Origin of the sequence: Methylobacterium amylolyticum (assembly GCF_030700245.1) — a bacterium.
GTDB lineage: Bacteria > Pseudomonadota > Alphaproteobacteria > Rhizobiales > Beijerinckiaceae > Methylobacterium.
This window is the reverse complement of record NZ_JAUYZI010000034.1, coordinates 17,982-37,620: the sequence shown is the minus strand read 5'-3', so window position 1 is coordinate 37,620 and position 19,639 is coordinate 17,982. Positions and strand designations below refer to the sequence as shown.

The 19,639-nt window shown below is 73.9% G+C and carries 17 protein-coding genes; 5 read left to right on the top strand and 12 right to left on the bottom strand.

Going from position 1 to position 19,639, the window contains the following annotated elements; translation table 11 throughout:
• Nucleotides 1-63: 63 nt before the first annotated feature.
• Nucleotides 64-2,184 (top strand): GumC family protein, encoded by a 2,121-nt coding sequence (locus tag Q8W71_RS21880; RefSeq protein WP_305527523.1) that lies wholly within the window; start codon nucleotides 64-66, stop codon nucleotides 2,182-2,184.
• A 13-nt stretch (nucleotides 2,185-2,197) separates the two neighbouring features.
• Here the strand turns inward: Q8W71_RS21880 and Q8W71_RS21875 are convergent, their stop codons facing one another.
• The 3 genes from Q8W71_RS21875 to Q8W71_RS21865 all read right to left on the bottom strand — a co-directional run bounded on the left by Q8W71_RS21875 (nucleotide 2,198) and on the right by Q8W71_RS21865 (nucleotide 5,608).
• Complete coding sequence (locus tag Q8W71_RS21875) at nucleotides 2,198-3,457, bottom strand: glycosyltransferase family 4 protein (protein WP_305527522.1); 1,260 nt, start codon at nucleotides 3,455-3,457, stop codon at nucleotides 2,198-2,200.
• 144 nt (nucleotides 3,458-3,601) lie between these two features.
• Complete coding sequence (locus Q8W71_RS21870) at nucleotides 3,602-4,396, bottom strand: WecB/TagA/CpsF family glycosyltransferase (protein ID WP_305527561.1); 795 nt, start codon at nucleotides 4,394-4,396, stop codon at nucleotides 3,602-3,604.
• A gap of 624 nt (nucleotides 4,397-5,020) precedes the next feature.
• Complete coding sequence (locus tag Q8W71_RS21865) at nucleotides 5,021-5,608, bottom strand: TetR/AcrR family transcriptional regulator (RefSeq protein ID WP_305527521.1); 588 nt, start codon at nucleotides 5,606-5,608, stop codon at nucleotides 5,021-5,023.
• A 108-nt stretch (nucleotides 5,609-5,716) separates the two neighbouring features.
• Here Q8W71_RS21865 and Q8W71_RS21860 point away from each other — a divergent pair, with 108 nt between their 5' ends.
• The 3 genes from Q8W71_RS21860 to Q8W71_RS21850 are packed head-to-tail and all read left to right on the top strand — an operon-like array spanning nucleotide 5,717 to nucleotide 11,122.
• The gene (locus tag Q8W71_RS21860; RefSeq protein WP_370875494.1) at nucleotides 5,717-6,883 is read left to right on the top strand and encodes an efflux RND transporter periplasmic adaptor subunit; all 1,167 of its coding nucleotides are present in this window, start codon (nucleotides 5,717-5,719) and stop codon (nucleotides 6,881-6,883) included.
• On the top strand, nucleotides 6,880-8,007 hold the full coding sequence (locus tag Q8W71_RS21855; protein ID WP_305527520.1) for an efflux RND transporter periplasmic adaptor subunit: 1,128 nt from the start codon (nucleotides 6,880-6,882) through the stop codon (nucleotides 8,005-8,007). The genes Q8W71_RS21860 and Q8W71_RS21855 overlap by 4 nt, the downstream gene beginning before the upstream one ends.
• 13 nt (nucleotides 8,008-8,020) lie before the next feature.
• Nucleotides 8,021-11,122 carry an efflux RND transporter permease subunit gene (locus Q8W71_RS21850; protein ID WP_305527519.1) on the top strand — a complete coding sequence of 1,034 codons (3,102 nt, stop codon included), beginning with the start codon at nucleotides 8,021-8,023 and terminating at the stop codon, nucleotides 11,120-11,122.
• A gap of 46 nt (nucleotides 11,123-11,168) precedes the next feature.
• Here the strand turns inward: Q8W71_RS21850 and Q8W71_RS21845 are convergent, their stop codons facing one another.
• From Q8W71_RS21845 to Q8W71_RS21835, 3 genes are all read right to left on the bottom strand, one after another.
• Entirely contained in the window at nucleotides 11,169-11,825 is a 657-nt protein-coding gene (locus Q8W71_RS21845; protein WP_305527518.1) for a disulfide bond formation protein B, read from the bottom strand.
• Nucleotides 11,826-11,839: 14 nt separating this feature from the next.
• On the bottom strand, nucleotides 11,840-11,995 hold the full coding sequence (locus tag Q8W71_RS21840; RefSeq protein WP_305527517.1) for a DUF5993 family protein: 156 nt from the start codon (nucleotides 11,993-11,995) through the stop codon (nucleotides 11,840-11,842).
• A 178-nt stretch (nucleotides 11,996-12,173) separates the two neighbouring features.
• On the bottom strand, nucleotides 12,174-12,500 hold the full coding sequence (locus Q8W71_RS21835) for a DMT family transporter (RefSeq protein ID WP_305527516.1): 327 nt from the start codon (nucleotides 12,498-12,500) through the stop codon (nucleotides 12,174-12,176).
• A gap of 151 nt (nucleotides 12,501-12,651) precedes the next feature.
• Between Q8W71_RS21835 and Q8W71_RS21830 the strand changes: the two genes are divergently transcribed.
• Entirely contained in the window at nucleotides 12,652-13,863 is a 1,212-nt protein-coding gene (locus Q8W71_RS21830; RefSeq protein ID WP_305527515.1) for a serine hydrolase domain-containing protein, read from the top strand.
• 57 nt (nucleotides 13,864-13,920) lie between these two features.
• Here Q8W71_RS21830 and Q8W71_RS21825 read toward each other — a convergent pair whose 3' ends face one another.
• The 6 genes from Q8W71_RS21825 to Q8W71_RS21800 all read right to left on the bottom strand — a co-directional run bounded on the left by Q8W71_RS21825 (nucleotide 13,921) and on the right by Q8W71_RS21800 (nucleotide 19,609).
• Nucleotides 13,921-15,297, bottom strand: coding sequence for a lipoprotein N-acyltransferase Lnb domain-containing protein (locus Q8W71_RS21825; protein WP_305527514.1), 1,377 nt, complete (start codon nucleotides 15,295-15,297; stop codon nucleotides 13,921-13,923).
• 161 nt (nucleotides 15,298-15,458) lie between these two features.
• Nucleotides 15,459-16,229, bottom strand: a complete 771-nt coding sequence (locus tag Q8W71_RS21820) for a FadR/GntR family transcriptional regulator (protein ID WP_305527513.1) — start codon at nucleotides 16,227-16,229, stop codon at nucleotides 15,459-15,461.
• A gap of 14 nt (nucleotides 16,230-16,243) precedes the next feature.
• A complete protein-coding gene (locus tag Q8W71_RS21815; protein WP_305527512.1) occupies nucleotides 16,244-16,951 on the bottom strand; it encodes an ABC transporter ATP-binding protein in 708 nt (235 codons plus the stop codon).
• On the bottom strand, nucleotides 16,948-17,754 hold the full coding sequence (locus Q8W71_RS21810) for an ABC transporter ATP-binding protein (protein WP_305527511.1): 807 nt from the start codon (nucleotides 17,752-17,754) through the stop codon (nucleotides 16,948-16,950). Before Q8W71_RS21810 ends, Q8W71_RS21815 begins: the two co-directional genes overlap by 4 nt.
• The gene (locus tag Q8W71_RS21805) at nucleotides 17,751-18,743 is read right to left on the bottom strand and encodes a branched-chain amino acid ABC transporter permease (RefSeq protein WP_305527510.1); all 993 of its coding nucleotides are present in this window, start codon (nucleotides 18,741-18,743) and stop codon (nucleotides 17,751-17,753) included. Before Q8W71_RS21805 ends, Q8W71_RS21810 begins: the two co-directional genes overlap by 4 nt.
• A gap of 11 nt (nucleotides 18,744-18,754) precedes the next feature.
• A complete protein-coding gene (locus Q8W71_RS21800) occupies nucleotides 18,755-19,609 on the bottom strand; it encodes a branched-chain amino acid ABC transporter permease (protein ID WP_305527509.1) in 855 nt (284 codons plus the stop codon).
• Nucleotides 19,610-19,639: the final 30 nt, after the last annotated feature.

The window sequence follows — 19,639 nt, the reverse complement described above, 5'->3', positions numbered from 1 at the left end:
GCCGACGGGCTTCCCGTTTGAGACCGGCGTTCGGGGCGCGCAGGACCTGAGGAGTGATCTGCGATGGCGATGGTCGAGCGCGTCCCCTCGATGATGGTCGTCGGCGGCGAGCCGGTCGTGCGCGAGGAGCCGGCGGCGGACGCGTGGTACTTCGACCCGCGCGAGATCCTCCGGGTGCTGCGGCGGCACTGGATCATCACGCTGCTGCCGGTGATCCTGTGCGCGCTGGCGGCGGTGGCGTGGATCGCCCTCGTGCCGCCGCGCTACACCGCCTCCGTGCAGGTGCTCATCGACCCGCGCGGCCTCCAGGTCGTCAAGGACAGTCTGGCCCCGACCGACCAGACGAGCGACGCCAGCCTGATGGTGGTCGACAGCCAGATGCGGGTGATGACCTCCGACGACGTCTACCGCCGCGTCGTCGCCGCCCTCGGCCTCGCCCGCGATCCCGAATTCGTGCCGCCGCCCACCGTGCTCGACACGGTGCGCGAGCAGCTCGGCGCGCTCGTCGGCCTGCCCGCCGCCCCGGACGCCGCGCCCGCGCTGACGGCCCTGCGCACCCTGCGCGAGCGCACCACCGCCAAGCGCCTGGAGCGCAGCTTCGTGGTCGAGCTCGGCGTCACCTTGAAGAACCGCGACAAGGCCGCCGAGATCGCCCAGGCGATCGCCAAGACCTACCTCGCCTCGGAGGCGGAGGCCCGCGCCGACCTCACCCGCAAGGCGGGCATCGACCTCGCGGGCCGGCTCGGCGAGTTGCAGCGGGCGGTCGCCGAGGCGGACGAGCAGGCGCAGAAGTACCGCGCCACCCACAACATCGTGGGGACGCGCGCCCAGCTCGTGAGCGAGCAGCAACTGACGCAGCTCAACGAGCAGCTCGGGGTGGCCCGCGCCCGCGTCGCCGAACTGCGCGGCCGCCTCACCCAGGTCGAGGCCCTGCTCAAGGGCACCACGAGCTTCGACGCCGTCACCGAGGTGGTGCAGTCCCCCACCGTGACCCAGCTCCGCGCCCAGATCGCCCAGCTCGAAGCCTCCCGGGCGGACTCGGTCCAGAATCTCGGGCCCCTCCACCCGGCGGTGCAGACCAGCGCCGCCCAGCTCCGCACCCTGCGCGGCCAGCTCGACGCGGAGATCAAGCGGATCGCGGCCTCGATCACCAACGAGTACAAGGCCGCGGTCGCCAAGGAGGCGAGCCTGTCCGCGACGCTGGACAGCCGCAAGAAGGAGGCCCTGACGGTCGGCGCGAGCCTCGTGCGCCTGCGCGAGCTGGAGCGGCAGGTGGACGCGAACCGCGCGGTCTACGAGACGTTCCTGGTCCGCTCGCGCGAGCTGCAGGAGCAGCAGCGGCTCGACACCACCTCCTCGCGGATCATCTCGCCGGCCGTGCCGCCGGAGCGCCGGAACGGCCCCCCGTCGAGCATCGTCCTGGCCGCCGCCCTGGTGGCCGGCCTGGGCCTCGGCGTGGTCGGCGCCCTCCTCGCCGAGCCGGCGGTCGGGCGGATCGGGTCCCGGCGGCGCCTCCAGGCGGTCGCGAAGCTGCCGGTCATGGCGAGCGTTCCGCGGGCCGTCCCGGGCTCGCAGACCAGCGCCGAGGCGCTGCGGGCGAAGGCGGCCTACGCGCTGGCCGTGAGCCGGATCGGCGGCCGCCTGCACCGCGAGTTCCCGGGGGCGCGGCCCCCGGTCATCCTCGTGACCTCCGCCGACGACCGGGACGGCAAGACCGTCCTCGCCCACGGCATCGCCTCGTCCGCGGCCGCCGACGGCCAGCGCACGCTCCTCGTCGACGCCGACCCGGACGCCATCCTGGCCCGCAGCCTCGGCGCCCTCCCCGCCCGCAAGCTCGCCGACGTCCTGCGCCGCCAGGGTCCCCCGGTGGACGCCATCGCCGAGACGCCCTCGGGGATCTGGCTGCTGGCCATCGACGAGCGGGCCCTGGATCTCGGCACGGGCGCGGTCGCGACGGCGATCCACAAGGCGGCGGCGAGCTTCGACACCGTCGTCGTGAACCTCGGGCTGGTCGGCACCGACGCCGCCGCCGAGCGCCTCGCCTCGGACCCGCGGTTCCAGGCGGTGGTCTTCGCGGTGAGCGCCCAGCGCAGCACCGCCGCCCCGCTGCGGCGCGCGCTCGACGCGCTGGGCCGCGAACCCCGGCTGCGCCTCGTCCTCACCGACGAGCCCGCCGCCGCCTGAGGGGGCGGGCCGGTCAGCCGGCCCGCGCGCCGACGGCGGCGGGGGCCGCGCCCTCGGCCCGGCGCGCGGCGATCGCCTCGCGGTAGATCGCGAGCGCCCGCTCGGTCACCGCCGCGTCGACCCAGTCCCGGAGATAGGCCGCCCGGGCGGCCTCGCCCATGCGCCGCGCGCCCGGGTCGGCGTGGATCCGGTCGAGGGCGGCGGCCAGCGAGACCGGGTCCCCGGGCTCGGCGAGGAGGCCGGTCACGCCGTCGCCGACGAGGTCGCCGAGCGCGCCGATCCGCGAGGCCACCACCGGCGTACCGACCGCGAACGCCTCAGGGATGACCATCGGCAGCCCCTCGTAGCAGATCGAGGGCACGACCACCGCCGCCGCCACCGCCATCGCCCGCCGCACGCCCTCGCTATCGCGCGATCCGAGCAGGGTGAGGTTCGGGCGCCCGCGCAGCTCCGCGGCCAGGGGCCCGTCGCCGATCACCGTGATCGGCGCCCGGGCCAGAGCCGCCGCGGCGGCGAGGACCATGACGCCCTTCTCGGCGCTGAGGCGCCCCGCGAACAGGATGCCGGACCGCGCGCCCGCGGGCGGGGGGCCGGGATCGGCGAGGCCGTTCGGCTTCACCCGGATCCGGTCGGCCGGGAGGCCGGCGGCGATGAAGCGGTCGCGGGCGAACCCGGTCAGCGCGATGAACCGGTCGACGTCGCACCGCCACGTCCCGAGCCGGCGGTGCCGCGCGATCATCCGGGCGACCGCGAGGCTCCCGACCGTCGAGCCGCGGTAGCAGCGGTGGCGCACGGCGTGGAGCACCGATCCCCCGAGGCAGAGTTCGCACGGGTGCCCGTCGCGCATCAGCAGGCCGTTGGCGCATGTGACGCGGAAGTTGTGCAGGGACTGCACCGTGGCCGCCCCCAGCGCCCGCAGGGGGGCGTGGACCCCGGGGGACAGGAGCGGGAAGGTGTTGTGGACGTGCACCACGTCCGGCGCGAACGCCCGCGCCGCGGCCACGGCCGCCGCGATACCGGCGGGGGCGTGCGGCGCCTCGTAGGCGACCCTGAGCTTGTCCAGAGGGGTGCGGATCGCGGCGTTGTCCAGGATCAGCGCCTCGACGGCGTGGCCGGCCCCGGCGAGGCCCGCGACCTCGCGCTCGACCACCGCGTCCTCGCCGCCGCGCACCTGGTAGCGGTTGTGGAGCACGAGGATGCGCAGGCGGTCCCTGCCTCCGGCGGGGCTCGACGGGCCATCCCCGGGCGGTCTCGCCGTCGATGTCGCAATCACCGGTTGTCTCTGGAGCACGATGCGGTCCCCGGTTCTGCGCGCGGGCGCGCGGCAGAACAAGACCTCGGGTCCGTGCGCGGTAACGGGAATCGGTGTCGGCGCGCGACCCCGGCCCGGTCGGGCCGGCGTCCGTCCCGCGGAGGCCTAGTCCCGGGCCGGGCCGGCGACGCCCAGGGACTTGCGCGCCAGGGCCTCACGCAGGACGAGGAGCGCGAAGCGCGGGACGGTGGTGGCGTAGCGCGGCGCGAGGCGGCGCGGCTCGCGGGCGAGGCGGTAGAGCCATTCCAGGCCGGCCCACTGCATCCAGCGCGGCGCCCGGGGGATCCGGTCCGTCAGCACGTCGAAGGCGGCGCCGACGCCCATCGCCACCGTGCCCGGGAGGTGTGGCGCGTGCTCGGCCATGAACAGTTCCTGCTTCGGCGTGCCCAGGCCGATCCAGATGATCTGCGCGCCGGACGCGCGGATGCGCGCGTGCATCGCCGCGGTCTCGGCGGGCGTCAGGTCGCGGAAGGGCGGGGTCTCGACGCCCGCGACCGCGAGCCCGGGGATGCGCGTCCGCAGCGTCGCGGCCAGGGACTGGGCGACCCCGTCGCCGCCGCCGAGGAAATAGTGGCGCCAGCCCTCGGCGACGCCGGCCCGGCACACGGCCTCGACCGACTCGATCCCCGGCACCTGCCCCACGCCCGCGGCCCCGCGCAACCGGCCGAGCCAGTACAGGGGCCGGCCGTCGGGGCAGACGAGGTAGGCCGCCGCGTGCGCGGCACGCAGGCGCCGGTCCCGGCCGGCCCGCACCACGCCGTGCGCGTCGCGGAACACGACGAAGGTCCCGGGCGAGGCCGATCCGAGGCCGATCCGGGCGCGCACGGCCCGCACGAGGCCGGCCATGTCGACGGCCGAGATCCCGATCCCGCCGACCATGTACCGTTCAGGGGCCGACATCCGCGCCACGGCAAGTCCCATCCTGTGAGGACGCCCGGACGCGGGCGTCGATGAAGCGCAGTCACCGCAACGGGTGATGTCTTCCGGTTTCGATCGAATAGACGCGCTCAGTCGCCAGTCTTCCAAGTATTCAACTGAACAGACGGCAGTCCTGAAAGGCGTCGAGCCGGCCCATCGAAGGGACCGGGCATCGATCCAGCCCTTAAAATATACAGGAGGCTAGATCCGACAAGGCCTTCACTTATTGTGTGACACATTAATGTCGAGGATAATTTCTACTTAGTATATCATCAACTGTCGGTTACTTGGTAATCAAGCAAATCTATTTCTGGTTGTAGAACGATCGACGTGAGGCACGCGTCGCCGCGCTCCTCCGGTGCCGGGAGCGGAACGCCACCATCCCGCCTCCCGCCGGGCGGCGGTCGGGCGAAACGCCCGTCGCTTCAGTGAAATCCCCCCGCACGGCCCCGTCCGGCCGCTCCGTCGCCCGGCCAGGACCGGCCGCGCCGGAGCCGGCGGCCGGCTGGCGGGCCTGGAATCGCGGACCCCGGAGCGCCGGGACGGCCTTCACGCGCACCGGCCGGCAGTCCTCGCGCGAACGTGATCGACGCGGGCCGCGCCCTGTCAGGAGCGCTCCCCGGGCCGCTCGTGCGCAGGTGCGCCCCCCGCCACGACGCGCTCCATGGCGCCGAACATCGGGGCGGTCTCGGCCGCGCCGAGTTCGTGGAAACCGAGCGTGCGGCCCATCATCAGCCCCAGGACCGCGAAGAACAGCACGGCCCCCTCGCCGCGCCCGCCATCCGCCTCCGACAGCGCCCGCAGGCGCTCGGCCATGAACGCGCGGTAGCCGTCGAGCGCCTCCGGGTTCTCGATGGACGCGAGCAGCAGCGCCCGGGAGAACGCGTCGTCGGCGGCATAACTCTCCCGCGCGTGCGCGAGCATCGCCCGCGGCAGGCGGTCGGGGCCCTCCGGCAGGGCGGCCTCGCAGGTCTCGATCCCCGCGCGCAGGCCTTCGAGCTTGCGCACCACCAGCGCCAGGACCAGGGCGTCCTTCGAGGCGAAGTGGTGCAGCACCCCGCCCTTGCTGAGCTTGGCCGCGGCAGCGACGGCGTCGATCGTCAGGGCTCGGGCTCCGCCCTGGCGCAGCACGGCGTCGGCCGCGTCCAGGATGAACGCGGGCCGGTCCGCCAGCCGCTGCCGCTTGCCCGCCATGGCCCACTCCAAAAATACCGTCTGGACGGTCAGTAACCGATCGGATAGGACGCGCCAACCCGGTCCGCCGCGGCGGCTCCCGGAGATGTCACCGATCGGGTCTGTCCCATGGCGATCCCGCGTCCCAAGCCGCGTCCCAAGCCGCTTGCCAAGCCCGTTGCCAAGCCCGTTGCCAAGCCCCGTGCCAGACGCCGTCTCGCGGCCGCGCTCGCCGCCGCCGTGCTCGCCGCGGGCCCCGCGACGGGGGCGGGCGCGGGCGGGCCGGACGCCCGCCTGCGGGTCCGCATCGTCGAGGCGCGGCCCACCGCCACGACGGAGGACGTGATCCTCACCGGCGACATCCAGGCGCAGGCCCAGGTCAACGTCGCGTTCCGCACCAACGGCAAGGTCTCCGAGCGGCGGGTCGAGGTCGGCGACCACGTCGCCGCGGATCAGGTGCTCGCGGTGCTGGAACCGCTGACGCAGCGGGCCGACCTCGACACCGCCCGCGCGGCCCTGACCTCGGCGGAGGCGCAGCTCACCCAGGCCAACCTCACCCTGGAGCGCCAGAAGCAACTGCTCGCCGGCGGCTACACGACGCGCACGACCTACGACAACGCCGAGCAGCAGCAGCGGGTCGCGAGCGCCGCGGTCGAATCGGCCCGGGCGGCGCTCGGCACGGCCCAGGAGCAGCTCTCCTACACCGAGCTGCGCGCCGGCGTGCCGGGCATCGTGACGAGCCGGAGCTTCGAGGCCGGGCAGGTGGTGCAGGCGGGCGCGACCGTGCTGGTCCTCGCCCAGGACGGGCCGCGCGACGCGGTGTTCAACGTCTACGAGGCGCTGCTCGCCCGGCCGCCCGCCGACAAGACGGTCGAGGTCGCCCTCCAGGCCGACCCGCGCGTCGTGGCCCGCGGCAGCGTGCGCGAGATCGCCCCCACCGTCGATGCGGCGAGCGGCACGGTCCGGGTCAAGATCGGCCTGGAGGCGACCCCGCCGGAGATGGGTCTCGGCGCGGTGGTGGTCGGGCGCGGGCGCTTCGCCCCGCACGAGGCGGTGATCCTGCCCTGGTCCGCCCTCTACCGCTACGCCGACGGGCCGGCGGTGTGGATCTACGATCCGCGGACGCGGGCGGTGGCGGTGCGCGGCGTCGAGATCGACCGCTACGGGTCGGACACCATCGCCCTGAAGGGCGGCGTCGCGCCGGGCGAGCGGGTGGTGGTCGCCGGCATCCAGTTCCTGCGGCCCGGCCAGACGGTCGAGGCCCTGGATGTGGCCGACGCGGAAGGTGGGCGATGAGGCCGCCGCGCTCCGCCGCGCCGTCGCGCGCCGCGCTGGTCCTCGCCGCTCCGACCCTGGCCGTCCTCCTCGGCGGCTGCGACCGGGGCGAGGAGGCGCACGCGGCGCCCCCGGTCCGCCCGGTGCTGACGCAGGTCGTCGCCCCGACCGAGACGGCGATGTTCGGCCCTTTCGCCGGCACGGTCGAGCCGCGCTACCAGGCGCAGCTCGGCTTCCAGATCCCCGGCCGGATCGTCGCCCGCGACGTCACGGTGGGCGACGTCGTGCGCAAGGGCCAGCGGCTGGCCGCCCTCGACCCGGCGGTGACGCGCTTCGCCCTGACCCAGGCCGAGGCCAGCCTCGCCGACGCCCGCGCGCAGGCCGAGAACGCCGCTGCGGCCGAGGCGCGCATCCGCCGGCTGACGGCCGGCAACGCCGTCTCGCAGGCCGCCCTCGACCAGGCGGTGGCCAACCGCGACACCGCGCAGGCCCGGGTCGCGCAGATGCAGGCGGGTCTCCAGAAGGCCCGCGACCAAGTCGGCTACCTGGAGCTGAAGGCCGAGTTCGATGGCGTCGTCACCCAGCGGCTCGCCGAGATCGGGCAGGTGGTGAGCGCCGGCCAGGGGGTTGTGACCGTGGCGCGCCCCGACGTGCGCGAGGCGGTGGTCGACATCCCCGAGGAGCGCGTCGGCGCGATGCCGGCCGACGGGGAGTTCACGGTGACGCTCCAGAGCGCCCCGGACCTCACCGCCCGCGGCCGGGTGCGCGAGACCGCGCCGCTCGCCGAGGCCGGCACCCGCACCCGCCGCATCCGGATCGGCCTCGTCGATCCGGGGCAGGCCTTCCGGCTCGGCGCGACCATCCAGGTCGCCCTGACCCAGCCGGTGCCGCGCCGCTTCCTGCTGCCGGCCTCCAGCCTCCTCGACGAGGGCCGAGGCGAGGAGGCGACCCGTGCGGTCTGGGTTGTCGCCCCGGACGGCAAGGCGGTCGCCCGCCGCGCCGTCACTCTCGCGCCGCCGCGGGACACCGATGCCGGCCGCGTCGCCGTCGCCGACGGCCTGCGCGACGGCGAGCGGGTCGTCGTCGCGGGCGTCCATTCCCTGCGCGAGGGCCAAGCGGTCCGTCTCCCCGATCCGGTCGAGTGAAACAGGTCGACTGATGCACGCCCCCAGAGACGCCGCCGAAGCCGGGTCCCCGGACCGCTTCAACCTGTCCGACTGGGCGCTGGCCCACCGCTCGCTGGTGTGGTTCCTGATGGGCGTGTGCCTGCTCGCGGGGGCGCTCGCCTACGGCAAGCTCGGCCGCGAGGAGGATCCGCCCTTCACGATCAAGACGGTGGTCGTGCAGGCGCAGTGGCCGGGGGCGACCATCAAGGACACCCTCGATCAGGTCACCGACCGGATCGAGAAGGAGTTGCAGCAGCTCAACGGCCTCGACTTCGTCCGCAGCTACACCACGCCGGGACAGGCGACGGTGTTCGTGCAGTTCCGCGACACCCTGAAGAAGGCCGAGGTGCAGCCGGCGTTCTACCAAGTGCGCAAGCGGCTCGGCGACATCAAGGGCCAGTTCCCGGAGGGCGTGCAGGGCCCGTTCTTCAACGACGAGTTCGGCGACGTCTACGGCAACGTCTACGCCTTCACGGCCGACGGCCTGAGCCACCGGCAGTTGCGCGACTACGTCGAGGGGGTGCGCACCGAGATCCTGAAGGTTCCCGACATCGGCAAGACGCAGCTCCTGGGCGTCCAGAACGAGGCGATCTTCCTCGACTTCTCGACCCGCAAGCTCGCGGGCTACGGCATCGACTTCCAGGCGCTGATCAAGGCGCTCCAGGCGCAGAACGCGGTCTCGGCCTCGGGCGTCGTGCAGGCCGGGCCGGAGCGCGTCAGCCTGCGGGTCAGCGGCGCCTTCGCCTCGGAAGCCTCGCTGCGCGACGTGAACCTACGGGTCAACGACCGCTTCTTCCGCCTCGCCGACATCGCCGAGATCTCGCGCGGCTACGAGGACCCGCCCGCCCCGCTGTTCCGGGTGAACGGCGAGCCGGCGATCGGGCTCGCCATCGCGATGCGGCCCGGCGCCAACCTGCTGCATTTCGGCGAGGCGCTGAAGGCGCGCATGCAGCGCGTCGAGGCCGGGCTGCCGGTGGGCGTCGGGGTCCACCTCGTCTCGGACCAGCCCCGGAACGTCGAGGAGGCGGTCGGCGGCTTCACCAAGGCGCTGGTCGAGGCGGTGGTGATCGTGCTCGGCGTCAGCTTCGTCAGCCTCGGCGTGCGCGCCGGCCTCGTCGTCTCGATCTCGATCCCCCTCGTCCTGGCGATGGTGTTCGTGGTCCTCCAGATCATGGACGTGACGCTCCAGCGCATCTCGCTCGGCGCGCTCATCATCGCGCTCGGGCTGCTCGTGGACGACGCGATGATCACCGTCGAGATGATGGTCGCGCGGCTCGAAGTCGGGGACAGCCTGAAGCGCGCGGCGACCTACGCCTACACCTCCACCGCCTTCCCGATGCTCACGGGCACCCTGGTGACGGTGGCGGGCTTCCTGCCGATCGGCTTCAACGGCTCGGGGGCGGGCGAGTACACCTACTCGCTGTTCGTGGTCATCGCCGCCTCGCTGCTGGTCTCGTGGATCGTGGCGGTGCTGTTCGCGCCCCTGATCGGCGTCACCCTGCTGCCGAAGACCATGAAGGGGCACGCGGAGAAGCGCGGCTTCCTCACCCGCGCCTTCCTCGCGATCCTGCGCACCGCCATGCGCTGGCGCTGGACCACGGTGGCCGCCTGCCTCGGGCTGATGGCGCTGGCGCTCGTCGGGATGGGCCACGTCCAGCAGCAGTTCTTCCCGTCATCGGACCGGCCGGAGCTGCTCGTCGACCTGACCCTGCCGCAGAACGCCACCATCGCCGAGACGCGGGCGCAGGTGGACCGGTTCGAGGCGCGGCTGAAGGACGATCCCGACGTGGCGCGCTGGTCGTCCTACGTCGGCCAGGGCGCGGTGCGCTTCTACCTGCCGCTGGACCAGCAGCTCGCCAACGCGTTCTACGGGCAGATCGTCGTGGTGGCGAAGTCGCTGGAGGCGCGCGACCGGGCGCTCGTCCGCCTCCAGGCGATCGGCCGGCAGGACTTCGTCGGCACCGACGTGCTGGTGCAGCCGCTGAGCCTCGGGCCCCCGGTCGGGCGCCCCGTGCAGTACCGGCTGAGCGGCCCCGACATCCAGGGGGTGCGCCGCCTCGCCCTCGACCTCGCCAACGTCGTCGGGGCCGACGCCCGCCTCGACGTGCCGACCTTCGACTGGAACGAGCCGGGCAAGGTGCTGCGGGTGCGCATCCAGCAGGACAAGGCGCGCCAGCTCGGCGTGACCAGCCAGGACATCGCCGGCATCCTCAACGGCATCGAGGGCGGCCAGGCGATCACGCAGGTGCGCGACTCGATCTACCTCGTCAACGTGGTCGGGCGGGCGCGGGCGGCCGAGCGCTCCTCCCTCGACACCCTCCAGGGCCTCCAGGTCGGGCTCGCCAACGGGACGGTGGTGCCGCTGCGCGCCTTCGCCCGGATCAGCTACGACCTCGAACAGCCGATCGTCTGGCGCCGGGACCGGCTGCCGACGGTGACGGTGCGCGCCACCATCCGCGACGCGACGCAGCCGGCCACGATCGTCGAGGCGCTGCGGCCCGGCATCGACGCCTTCGTCAAGGCCCTGCCCGAGGGCTACACCCTGGCGACCGGCGGCGCGGTGGAGGAATCGGCCAAGGGCCAGGGCCCGATCGCGGCGGTGGTGCCGGTGATGCTGCTGGCGATGGCGCTGCTGCTGATGATCCAGTTGCAGAGCGTCGGCCGCACGCTACTGGTGTTCGCGGTGGCGCCGCTCGGGCTGATCGGCGTCGCCCCGGCGCTGCTCCTGTTCGACAAGCCGATGGGCTTCGTGGCGATCCTCGGCGTGCTGGCGCTGATCGGCATCATCATCCGCAACGCGGTGATCCTCGTGAGCCAGATCGAGGAGTTCCGCGCCGAGGGCATGCCGGCCTGGGACGCGGTGTTCGAGGCCACGCACCACCGCATGCGGCCGATCCTGCTGACCGCCGCGGCGGCGAGCCTCGGCCTGATCCCGATCGCCCGCGAGGTGTTCTGGGGGCCGATGGCCTACGCGATGATCGGCGGCATCCTGGCCGCGACCTTCCTGACGCTGCTGTTCCTGCCCGCCCTCTACGTCGGCTGCTACCGGATCCGCGAGACCGGTGCGGAGCGGGGCGCGCTCCGGGGGGCGTGAGCGTCCCCCGTCGCGCGGGGCCCGACCCCGCCGATGGCCTCGCGACTCAGGGCTTCGCGCGGCCGAGCCACGCGTCGAGGGCCTCGTAGCCGACCGGATCGTCCGGGCAGAGGCCGCCGCCACACTCCGCCGCGGTCGCGAGGGCGTTGGCCAGGACGACGCTGAGGAACAGCAGCAGGCAGGCCCACCCGAGGGCGCCGGTCCCGGCGAGACCGCCCGCGGTTCCGGCCTGCACGGTTCCGGCTCGCCCGGTTCCGACGTGCCCGATTCCGGCTTGCCCGGTGCCAGTCCATGCACCGGCGCCCGCGCCGGCCCGGAACGCCCCGTCCGCCAGGAGGAGCGCGGCCGCCGCGACGATCAGGGCGAGGAAGGCGATCAGCGCCAGCGTGTAGAAGTGCAGCCCGAACAGCGTCGAGCCGTAGCCCCCCGTCCCCGGCACGATGTGCAGCGCCACCTGCCGGGCCGAGACGAAGCTCCCCGCGACGGCGCTCAGGATCGTGACCCCGAGATGAGACGGCCGGGGGCCGAAGCGGACGGTGAGCGCGAACCCGACCCCGGCGGCCGCGAAGGCGGCCCGCTGCAACAGGCAGAGGGGGCACGGCATCTCGCCGAGCCGGAACTGATACCAGAACGCCACGAGCAGGATGGCGCAGCAGCCGAGCAGACCGAGGGTGCCGAGGCTGCGGGCGTGGGCGGGATTCATCGGGCGCGCTCCGGTCAGAAGTCGAGCCGGAGCGAGTCGGTCGCGTGCGCGGCCAGGAGCGCGAGCGTGCCGACGAGCGAGACCGCCCACAGGCCCAGCGCGAGGCCGCGCCGCCCCGCCAGGACGGCGCCGGCCGCGCCCGCGAAGCCGACGAACGGGAGAACCATCATGGGAGGCGCCTCGAGACCGCACCCGACCGTGCCGGGACCGCGTTCGGTCCCGGCATAGCGCCGCCGGGTTTACCGCGGCCTTAAGCCGATCGGCCGGCGCCCCGCAGCGCGGCGGCCGTCCCCAGCCGAGCCGTCCCCAGCCAAGTCCTCCCCAGCCAACCCCTCCCCGGCCGGGCGCTCAGTGCTGGCCCTGCCCGACGGCGAGGATCGTCACGCCCACCGCGATGACCGCGATCCCCGCCAGCAGGGTGGCGTTGAGCGGCTCCCCGTACAGCCACGCGCCGCCGAGCGCCGCGCCGACCATGCCGATGCCCGACCAGATCGCGTAGACGACGCCGATCGGCAGCATGTCCATGCTGGTCGACATCAGCCACAGGGCGGTGCCGTAGCCCAGGGCGACGATCACGGTCGGCCCCGGCCGCGTGAACCCGTCCGCGGCCTTCAGCGCCAGCGTGGCCGTGACCTCCGCGCCGATCGCGAGGCCGAGGAGCAGGAAGGGGTTCATGGCGGGACGTCCTCACCCGGGGCGGCGCGCGCGCCGTCGTCGACCGATCCTTGCCGCGAAAGGGATGAACGTTTCGTCGGCGCCGCCCCGCGACGCGCGGGATCCGGACCGTCAAGGGAATCTTCAAGGTCCGGCGCGACACCACTCGGGCATGTCCCTGTCGCCCGCGATCCCCGAACCGTCGCTCCGCACGAAGCCCGCGCGCCGCTGGATCGCGGGCACGGCGGCCGGCGCCGCGCTGGCCGCGGGCTGCGCCTGGACCGCCGCCGCGCTGATCGGCGTGCCCGATCCCGTGACGCTCGCGGCCCTGGCGGTCGTCGAGCCGTCCGCGGTCGGAGGGTGGTTCCCGAGCCGGGTCGTGCAGGCGCCCGCGCAGGCCCGCCCCCTGCCCGTCCGGCCGCGCCCGATCCCCGACCGCGTCGACTGGAAGGGCCGGACGGTGCCGCTCGACACGGTGCTGGCGGCCACGCGCACCAACGCGTTCCTCGTGGTGCAGGACGGCGCGCTGGTCCACGAGTGGTATCGCCCTGGGCGCGGGCCGGCGACGCTGTTCCCGTCGTGGTCGGTGGCGAAATCCGTCGTGTCTCTGCTCGTCGGCGCGGCGGTGGCGCGGGGCCGGCTGTCGGAGACCGACCGGGTCTCGGACCTCCTGCCCGACCTGCGCCACGCCGCGGTCTTCCGCCAGATCACGGTGCGCGACCTCCTCGACATGACGAGCGGGATCGCGGTGCCGGAGAACTACGAGCCCAGCCGGCCCCTGACCGGCACCGCCGGGATGTACCTCACCCGCGACATCACCGCCTTCGTCCGGGACCACGCCGACCTCGCGTTCAAGCCGGGCAGCCGGGGCCGCTACCGCAGCATCGACACCGAGGTGCTCGGCCTGATCCTGGCCCGGGTCGAGGGCAGGCCGCTGGCGGACCTCCTGTCCGACCAGATCTGGAAGCCGATGGGCGCCCAGGCCGACGCGACCTGGAACCTCGACCGGCCGGGCGGCGTCGAGAAGGCGTTCTGCTGCATCAACGCCACCGCCCGGGACTTCGCCCGCCTCGGGCTGCTCGTGGCCGACCAGGGCCGCGCGGGCGGCACCCGCATCATCCCCGCCCGCTGGATCACCCGGATCTCGACGCCGGCCCCCCACGCGGTCGACGGCTGGCAGTACTCCGCCCAGTGGTGGCACGCCCCGGGCGGCGACGACGCCGACATCTCGGCGATCGGCGTCTACGGGCAGTACGTCTACGTCAACCGCGACACCGGCACCGTCATCGTGAAGCTCAGCGACCACGGCGCCGAGCAGGACGAGACCGACACCCTGGCGGTGATGCAGGCCATCGCCGCCGGCCTGTCGGCCGGGCGCCCGTAGCACCGAGCGCCCGTAACCGGTCGCGCCGCGGCCGGTCCCGGCCGGAGCGGCGGCGCCTCAGGCCTCGGTCGGCTCCGCGCGCGGCGCGGGCCGGCGCCGGGCGATCCGGTACATCTCGGCCAGCGACCCCGCCCGCCAGTTGCGGACGAACCGGCGCCCGACGCCCTTCCACGCGATGCCGGGCACCGGCGAGACGGGGTCGAGCAGCACGCTCAGGGCGCGGCTGTAGTCGAGCACGAGGCCCGGGGTCCACGTCATGGCGGCGGCACCGTTGCGCAGGAGGGCCGCGGCCCAGAACTCGGGGGTGGTCAGGGCCCGGGCGAGGCGCCGCCAGGGATGCCCGGTGCGGGCGAAGGCGCCCTCTACCGCCGCGTCGAGCGCGCTCGCCACGGTCGTCGAGCAGTTGCGGCTGATGAAGTTGTAGGTGGTGTCGCGGCTGTAGGCCGCCCAGAACGTCCGGAGCCGGGCGGCGTCGATGCCGGTCAGCCGGACCGAGACGGTCGCCTCGCACCAGTCCGCCGCCTCGGCCGCGTAGGAGGGCAGGAACCGGCCCGGCACGTCGTTCTCGGGTCCGGCCCGGAGGCTGGCGCGCAGGTTGGCGGGCGACCGGTCGATCTCCACCGCCGGGTAGTGGCTGAGATAGAGGTCGTCCCCGTGCTCCAGGGCCGCGTGCCCGGTGGAGAACACGCCGCGCGTGTCGACGGAGGCGACGTAGCGGCGCACGAGCCGCTGCCGGGCCGGGGTCGTGGCGCGCCCGGTCGGAGTCCAGACGCGCACCGTCAGCGCGTCGGGGCCCGACGCGGCCGGCGCGGACGAGGACGACGGATCGGGCGCCATGCGCCGCGCGACCACGCCGGCCAGCGCGAACCGCGCCCCGTTGAGGATGAGGAACATCCCGATGCAGTAGCCGACCGTGCCCGCGTACCACGTCGGCCAGGGCTGGAGGTGGAACAGGCCGAACGCGACGCCGAGCGCTCCCAGCGCCACCGAGATCCGCCATCCGGAGAACTTCAGCAGGCTCGCGATGACGATCCGGACCGCGCCGTCGACGAGGAACGCGGTGCCGAAGATCATGGCGAGCAGGAAGGCGCTGTGGCGCGTGGACGCCACGATCAGCACGGCCATCACCGTCAGCACGAGGCCCTTGAGGATCCGCAGGCGGCGGGCGGTCCCGAGCGCGGTCATGCCGACGACGAGCGTGCCCACGCCCTCGATCAGGAGGAGGAGCCCGAACCAGCGGTCCGGGACGTGCAGCGCCCCGTCCAGGGAATCGATCAGCACCAGCACGCCGAGCGCAGCGGAGACCGCGCCGGCGGCGACGAGGAGGTGCCAGTGCCGCCGCACTTCCGCGCGCCCCACCAGCAGCAGCCACAGGGATGCGGTGCGCGGGTCGCCGTACGGGCGCGGGGGCCGGGGTGGGAGCGGTTCGGACATGACCGGACATCTTACAGAGGGCTGGCGCGTGCGGCCCACGTTTCACGACCCGCGTGATGACTTTGTTAAGGCGGCCGGCCTCCGGGCCGTTCGCGCCCCGTCCGGCCCCAGCTTTCGCGCGGCGATCGTGAACGCTCCGTGCCGCGCACGCGCCCGACCGGTCACCGGCCGCTGAGCAGGTCGCGGCGGAACGCGGCGTCGAGGCGGCGCATGTAGGCCTCCGCGCAGCACATGTGCTCCCGCATCACGCGCCCGGCCGCCTCGGCATCCTCCGCCCGGAACGCCGCGACCAGCCGGCGGTGGCTGTCGAGGTTGTGCGCGCCGAAGGCCGCGTATTCCGAGGCGCTGCCGCCGCGGAACTCGACGAGGTCGCGCAGCAGGCTGTTGATGAAGCGGCAGGTGAAGGCGAGCAGCGCGTTGTCGCTCGCGTCGCAGAGCAGGTCGTGGAAGCTCAGTTCGAGGCTGCGCCCGCGGGCGTGCTCGCCGGCGGCGAAGGCGGCCTCGCAGGCCCGGATGTTTTCCTCCAGCCCCCGCAGCGCGGCGGCGTCGAGGCGGCCGACGACCTCGACGCCGAGGGCGACTTCGAGGTTCCGGCGCACGGCGTAGACCTGGGCGAAGTCGAGCCGGTGGAAATGCAGGTAGCGGCGCACCTGCATCGCGGCCGCCTCGACCGAGATCGGCCGGATCTCGGCGCCGCCGTTCGGGCCGGGCCGCATCGTCACCAGACCCTGCACCTCCAGGGCCTTCAGCGCCTCCCGGATCGTCCCCTTGGAGCAGCCGTAATGCTGCATCAGGGTCTGCTCGTTCGGCAGCCTCTGGCCCGGCTCCATCCGCTCGCGGGCGATGCGGCGGCAGAGTTCCTCGGCGATCTGGTCCGAGCGCTTGACCCGCCGCCCGGCCGGCGCGGGGATCTCGGCGGCTCCGTCGGGCATGGCGGGGCCGGAGCTCAATGGGCCTTCACGCCGAGGAAACGGTCGCGGGCGGCCTCGTCGCGGGCGAAGTCGGGCCCGCTGGCGTGGTAGGCGATCCGGCCGAGTTCGAGGATGTAGTGCCGGTCGGCGAGGCTCGTGCAGACCGCGAGGTTCTGCTCCACGAGCAGGATCGGAACCCCCGCGTCGCGGATCAGCCGGATCTGCGCCACGATCTCCTCGACGACGACCGGGGCGAGGCCCTCGACCGGCTCGTCGAGCATCAGCAGCTTCGGGTTGTTGAGCAGCGCGCGGGCGATCGAGAGCATCTGCTGCTCGCCGCCCGAGAGCTGCGCGCCGCCGTTGCGCCGCCGCTCCTCCAGGCGGGGGAAGATCCGGTAGACGTCCCGGATCGCCCAGGGCGAGCCCTTCCGCACCGCGATCCGGAGGTTCTCCTCGACGGTGAGCAGGCCGAAGATGCCGCGATCCTCCGGGACGAGGCACAGGCCGGCGCGCGCGATGCGGTGGGGCGCCCAGCCGGCGATCTCGGTGCCAGCGAAGGTCACCCGGCCGCGGCGCGGGGGCAGCAGGCCGGTGACGCTGCGCAGGGTCGAGGTCTTGCCCGCGCCGTTGCGGCCGAGCAGGCAGACGATCTCGCCCGCGCGCACCTCCAGGCTCACCCCCTGGAGGATGTGGCTCTTGCCGTAGTAGCCGTGCACGTCGTCGAGACGCAGGCCCCCGCTCATCGCAGGTCTCCCGTGATCATGTTGCCGAGATAGGCGCGGCGCACTTCGGGATCGTCGCGCACGGCGGCGGGCGCGCCCTCGACCAGCACCTGGCCCGCGCGCATCACCGTGACGGTGTCGCTGATGTTCATCACGATGCCCATGTTGTGCTCGATGAACAGCACGGTGTGGTCGCGGCCGAGATCGCGGATCAGGCCGGTCATCGCCCCGATATCGTCGGTGCCCATCCCCGAGGTCGGCTCGTCGAGGAGGATCACCCTCGGCTTGGCCGCCATCGCCATGCCGACTTCGAGGCGCCGCTGCTGCCCGTGCGAGAGTTCGCCCGCCGCCCGCCCGGCGACGCCCGCGAGGTCGAGGCGGCGCAGGAGCGCGTCCGCGGTCTCCTGGGCCGCGTCGCGCTCCGGCACCCGGCGCCAGGGAGCGAGCGCCGACCAGGGCGTGCGCCCCTGCGCGGCCAGCCGCAGGTTCTCGCGCACGCTCAAGGTCGCGAACAGGCTCGTCACCTGGAACGAGCGGGCGAGGCCGAGGCGCACCCGGTCGTCGTCCCGGGTGCGGGTGATGTCCCGGCCGTTCAGGGCGATGCGCCCGCTCGCCGGGCGGACGCGGCCGGTCAGCGCGTGGAACAGGGTGGTCTTGCCCGCCCCGTTCGGCCCGATGATCGCGTGGACGCTGTTCGCGCGCACCCGCAGGGTCACGTCCTTCAGCGCGACGAAGCTGCCGTAGCGCACGCCGAGGCCGTCGGCGGAGAGGGCTGCCTCGGGGGCGGGCTCGGCGACGGGGGCGGCGGGGGCGGCGGCGGTCACGGGCGGCTCTCCTCCGGCGCGGCGCGCTCGTCCGGGGACCGTCCGGCTCCCCCCCGCGTCGCGAGCGCGGCCGCGCGCTCGATCAGCCCCCACAGCCCGCGCTGCATGAACAGGGCGATGGCGACGAGCAGGACGCCGAGCAGCAGCAGCCAGCGCGGCCAGATCGCCGAGAGGAGGTCGCCCGCGATGAGGTAGAAGGCCGCCCCGAGCACCGAGGCGAACAGGTTCGCGGCGCCGCCGATGATCGTCATGATCAGCAGCGTCTCGCTGGTGTGGTACTCGATGTTGGAGAGCGGGGCGACGCCGATCAGCATGGCGTGCAGGGCGCCCGCCAGCGCCGTCACCGCCCCCGAGATCGCGAAGGCCGCGACCTTGAAGGCGCGCACGGGGAAGCCGATCGCGCTGGCCCGGGCCTCGTTGTCGCGGATCGCGAGCAGGGTGCGGCCGAAGGTCGAGAGCGCCACGCGCTGGAGGGCGGCGAACAGGGCGAGGAAGAGCACGGCCACGTAGGCGTAGTAGGCCCACGGATCGCTGAGCGGCTTCCCGCCGACCATCGGGCGCGGCACGTTGAGCAGGCCGTTGTCGCCCCCGGTCAGGTCGCTGAACGTGTAGGCCAGGAAGTAGAACAGTTGCGAGAAGGCGAGCGTCAGCATCACGAAGTAGACGCCCTGCCGCCGGATCGACAGCCAGCCGACCGCGGTCGCGGTCGCCGCGCCCACGACGGCGACGGCCGGCAGCACCGCGAGGGCGGGCCAGCCGGTCCGCAGCAGCAGGAGCCCGGCCGCGTAGCTGCCGAGCCCGAAGAAGATGCCCTGCCCGAAAGACAGGAGCCCGGTGTAGCCGAGCAGCAGGTTGCAGGCGGCGGCGGCGAGCCCGTAGATCAGGATCTCGCTGGCGAGCGTGCCCGAGCGCAGGACGAGCGGCAGCACCAGCACGGTGGCGGCGGCGAGCGCGAAGTGAACGAGCGGGCGTTCGAGCAGGCGGGTCATCGCGGCCTCCCTCACGCGCGTCCGAACAGGCCGCGGGGCCGCATGACGATGACCGCCGCCATGCCGAGATAGATCATCAGCCGCGCCCCCTCGGGCCAGAGCGTCGTCATCAGGCTCTGGGCGACGCCGACCGCGATCCCCGCCGCCAGCGCGCCGACGTAGCTGCCCATCCCGCCGATCACCACGACCACGAAGGCGACGCTCAGCGCCTCGACGCTCATGAACGGGTCGACCCCGCGGATCGGCGCGGCGAGCGCGCCCGCGAGGCCCGCGAGCCCGGCGCCGAGCCCGAACACCGCGGTGTTGATGCGCCGGGTGTCGTAGCCCAGCAGCGCCATGTCCTCGGGCGACTCGGAGCCGGCGCGCACGATCGCCCCGAGCCGCGTGCCCTCCAGGAGCCACCACAGGCCGGCGGCGAGGATCGCCGTGAGCGCGATCACGAACAGCCGGTACTCGGGGTAGACGAAATCGCCGAGGATCACGACGCCGGACAGGCTGTCGGGCGGGGGCAGGTTGCCGCCGATCGGTCCCCAGACGATGATCACGATCTCCTGCACCGCCAGCGCGAGGCCGACGGTGGCCAGGATGTGGAAGGTGTGCGCCTGGGCGTAGATCCGGCGCAGCAGCGCCGCCTCGGTGAGCGCGGCGAGCGCCGCCACCGCCAGGCAGGCGAGCGGGAGCGCCAGCCAGAAGCTCACCCCGCGCCCGACCATCTCGTAGGCGAGATAGGCGCCCAGCATGTAGAAGGCCCCGTGCGCGAAGTTCACGAACTGCAACAGCCCGAAGATGACGCTCAATCCCACCGCGAGCAGGAAGTAGAGCATCCCCAGGCCGATGCCGTTGAGGATCTGGAACAGGTAGGTCACGCGCGCCTCTGTCGGGGGTGGGGCCGGTCC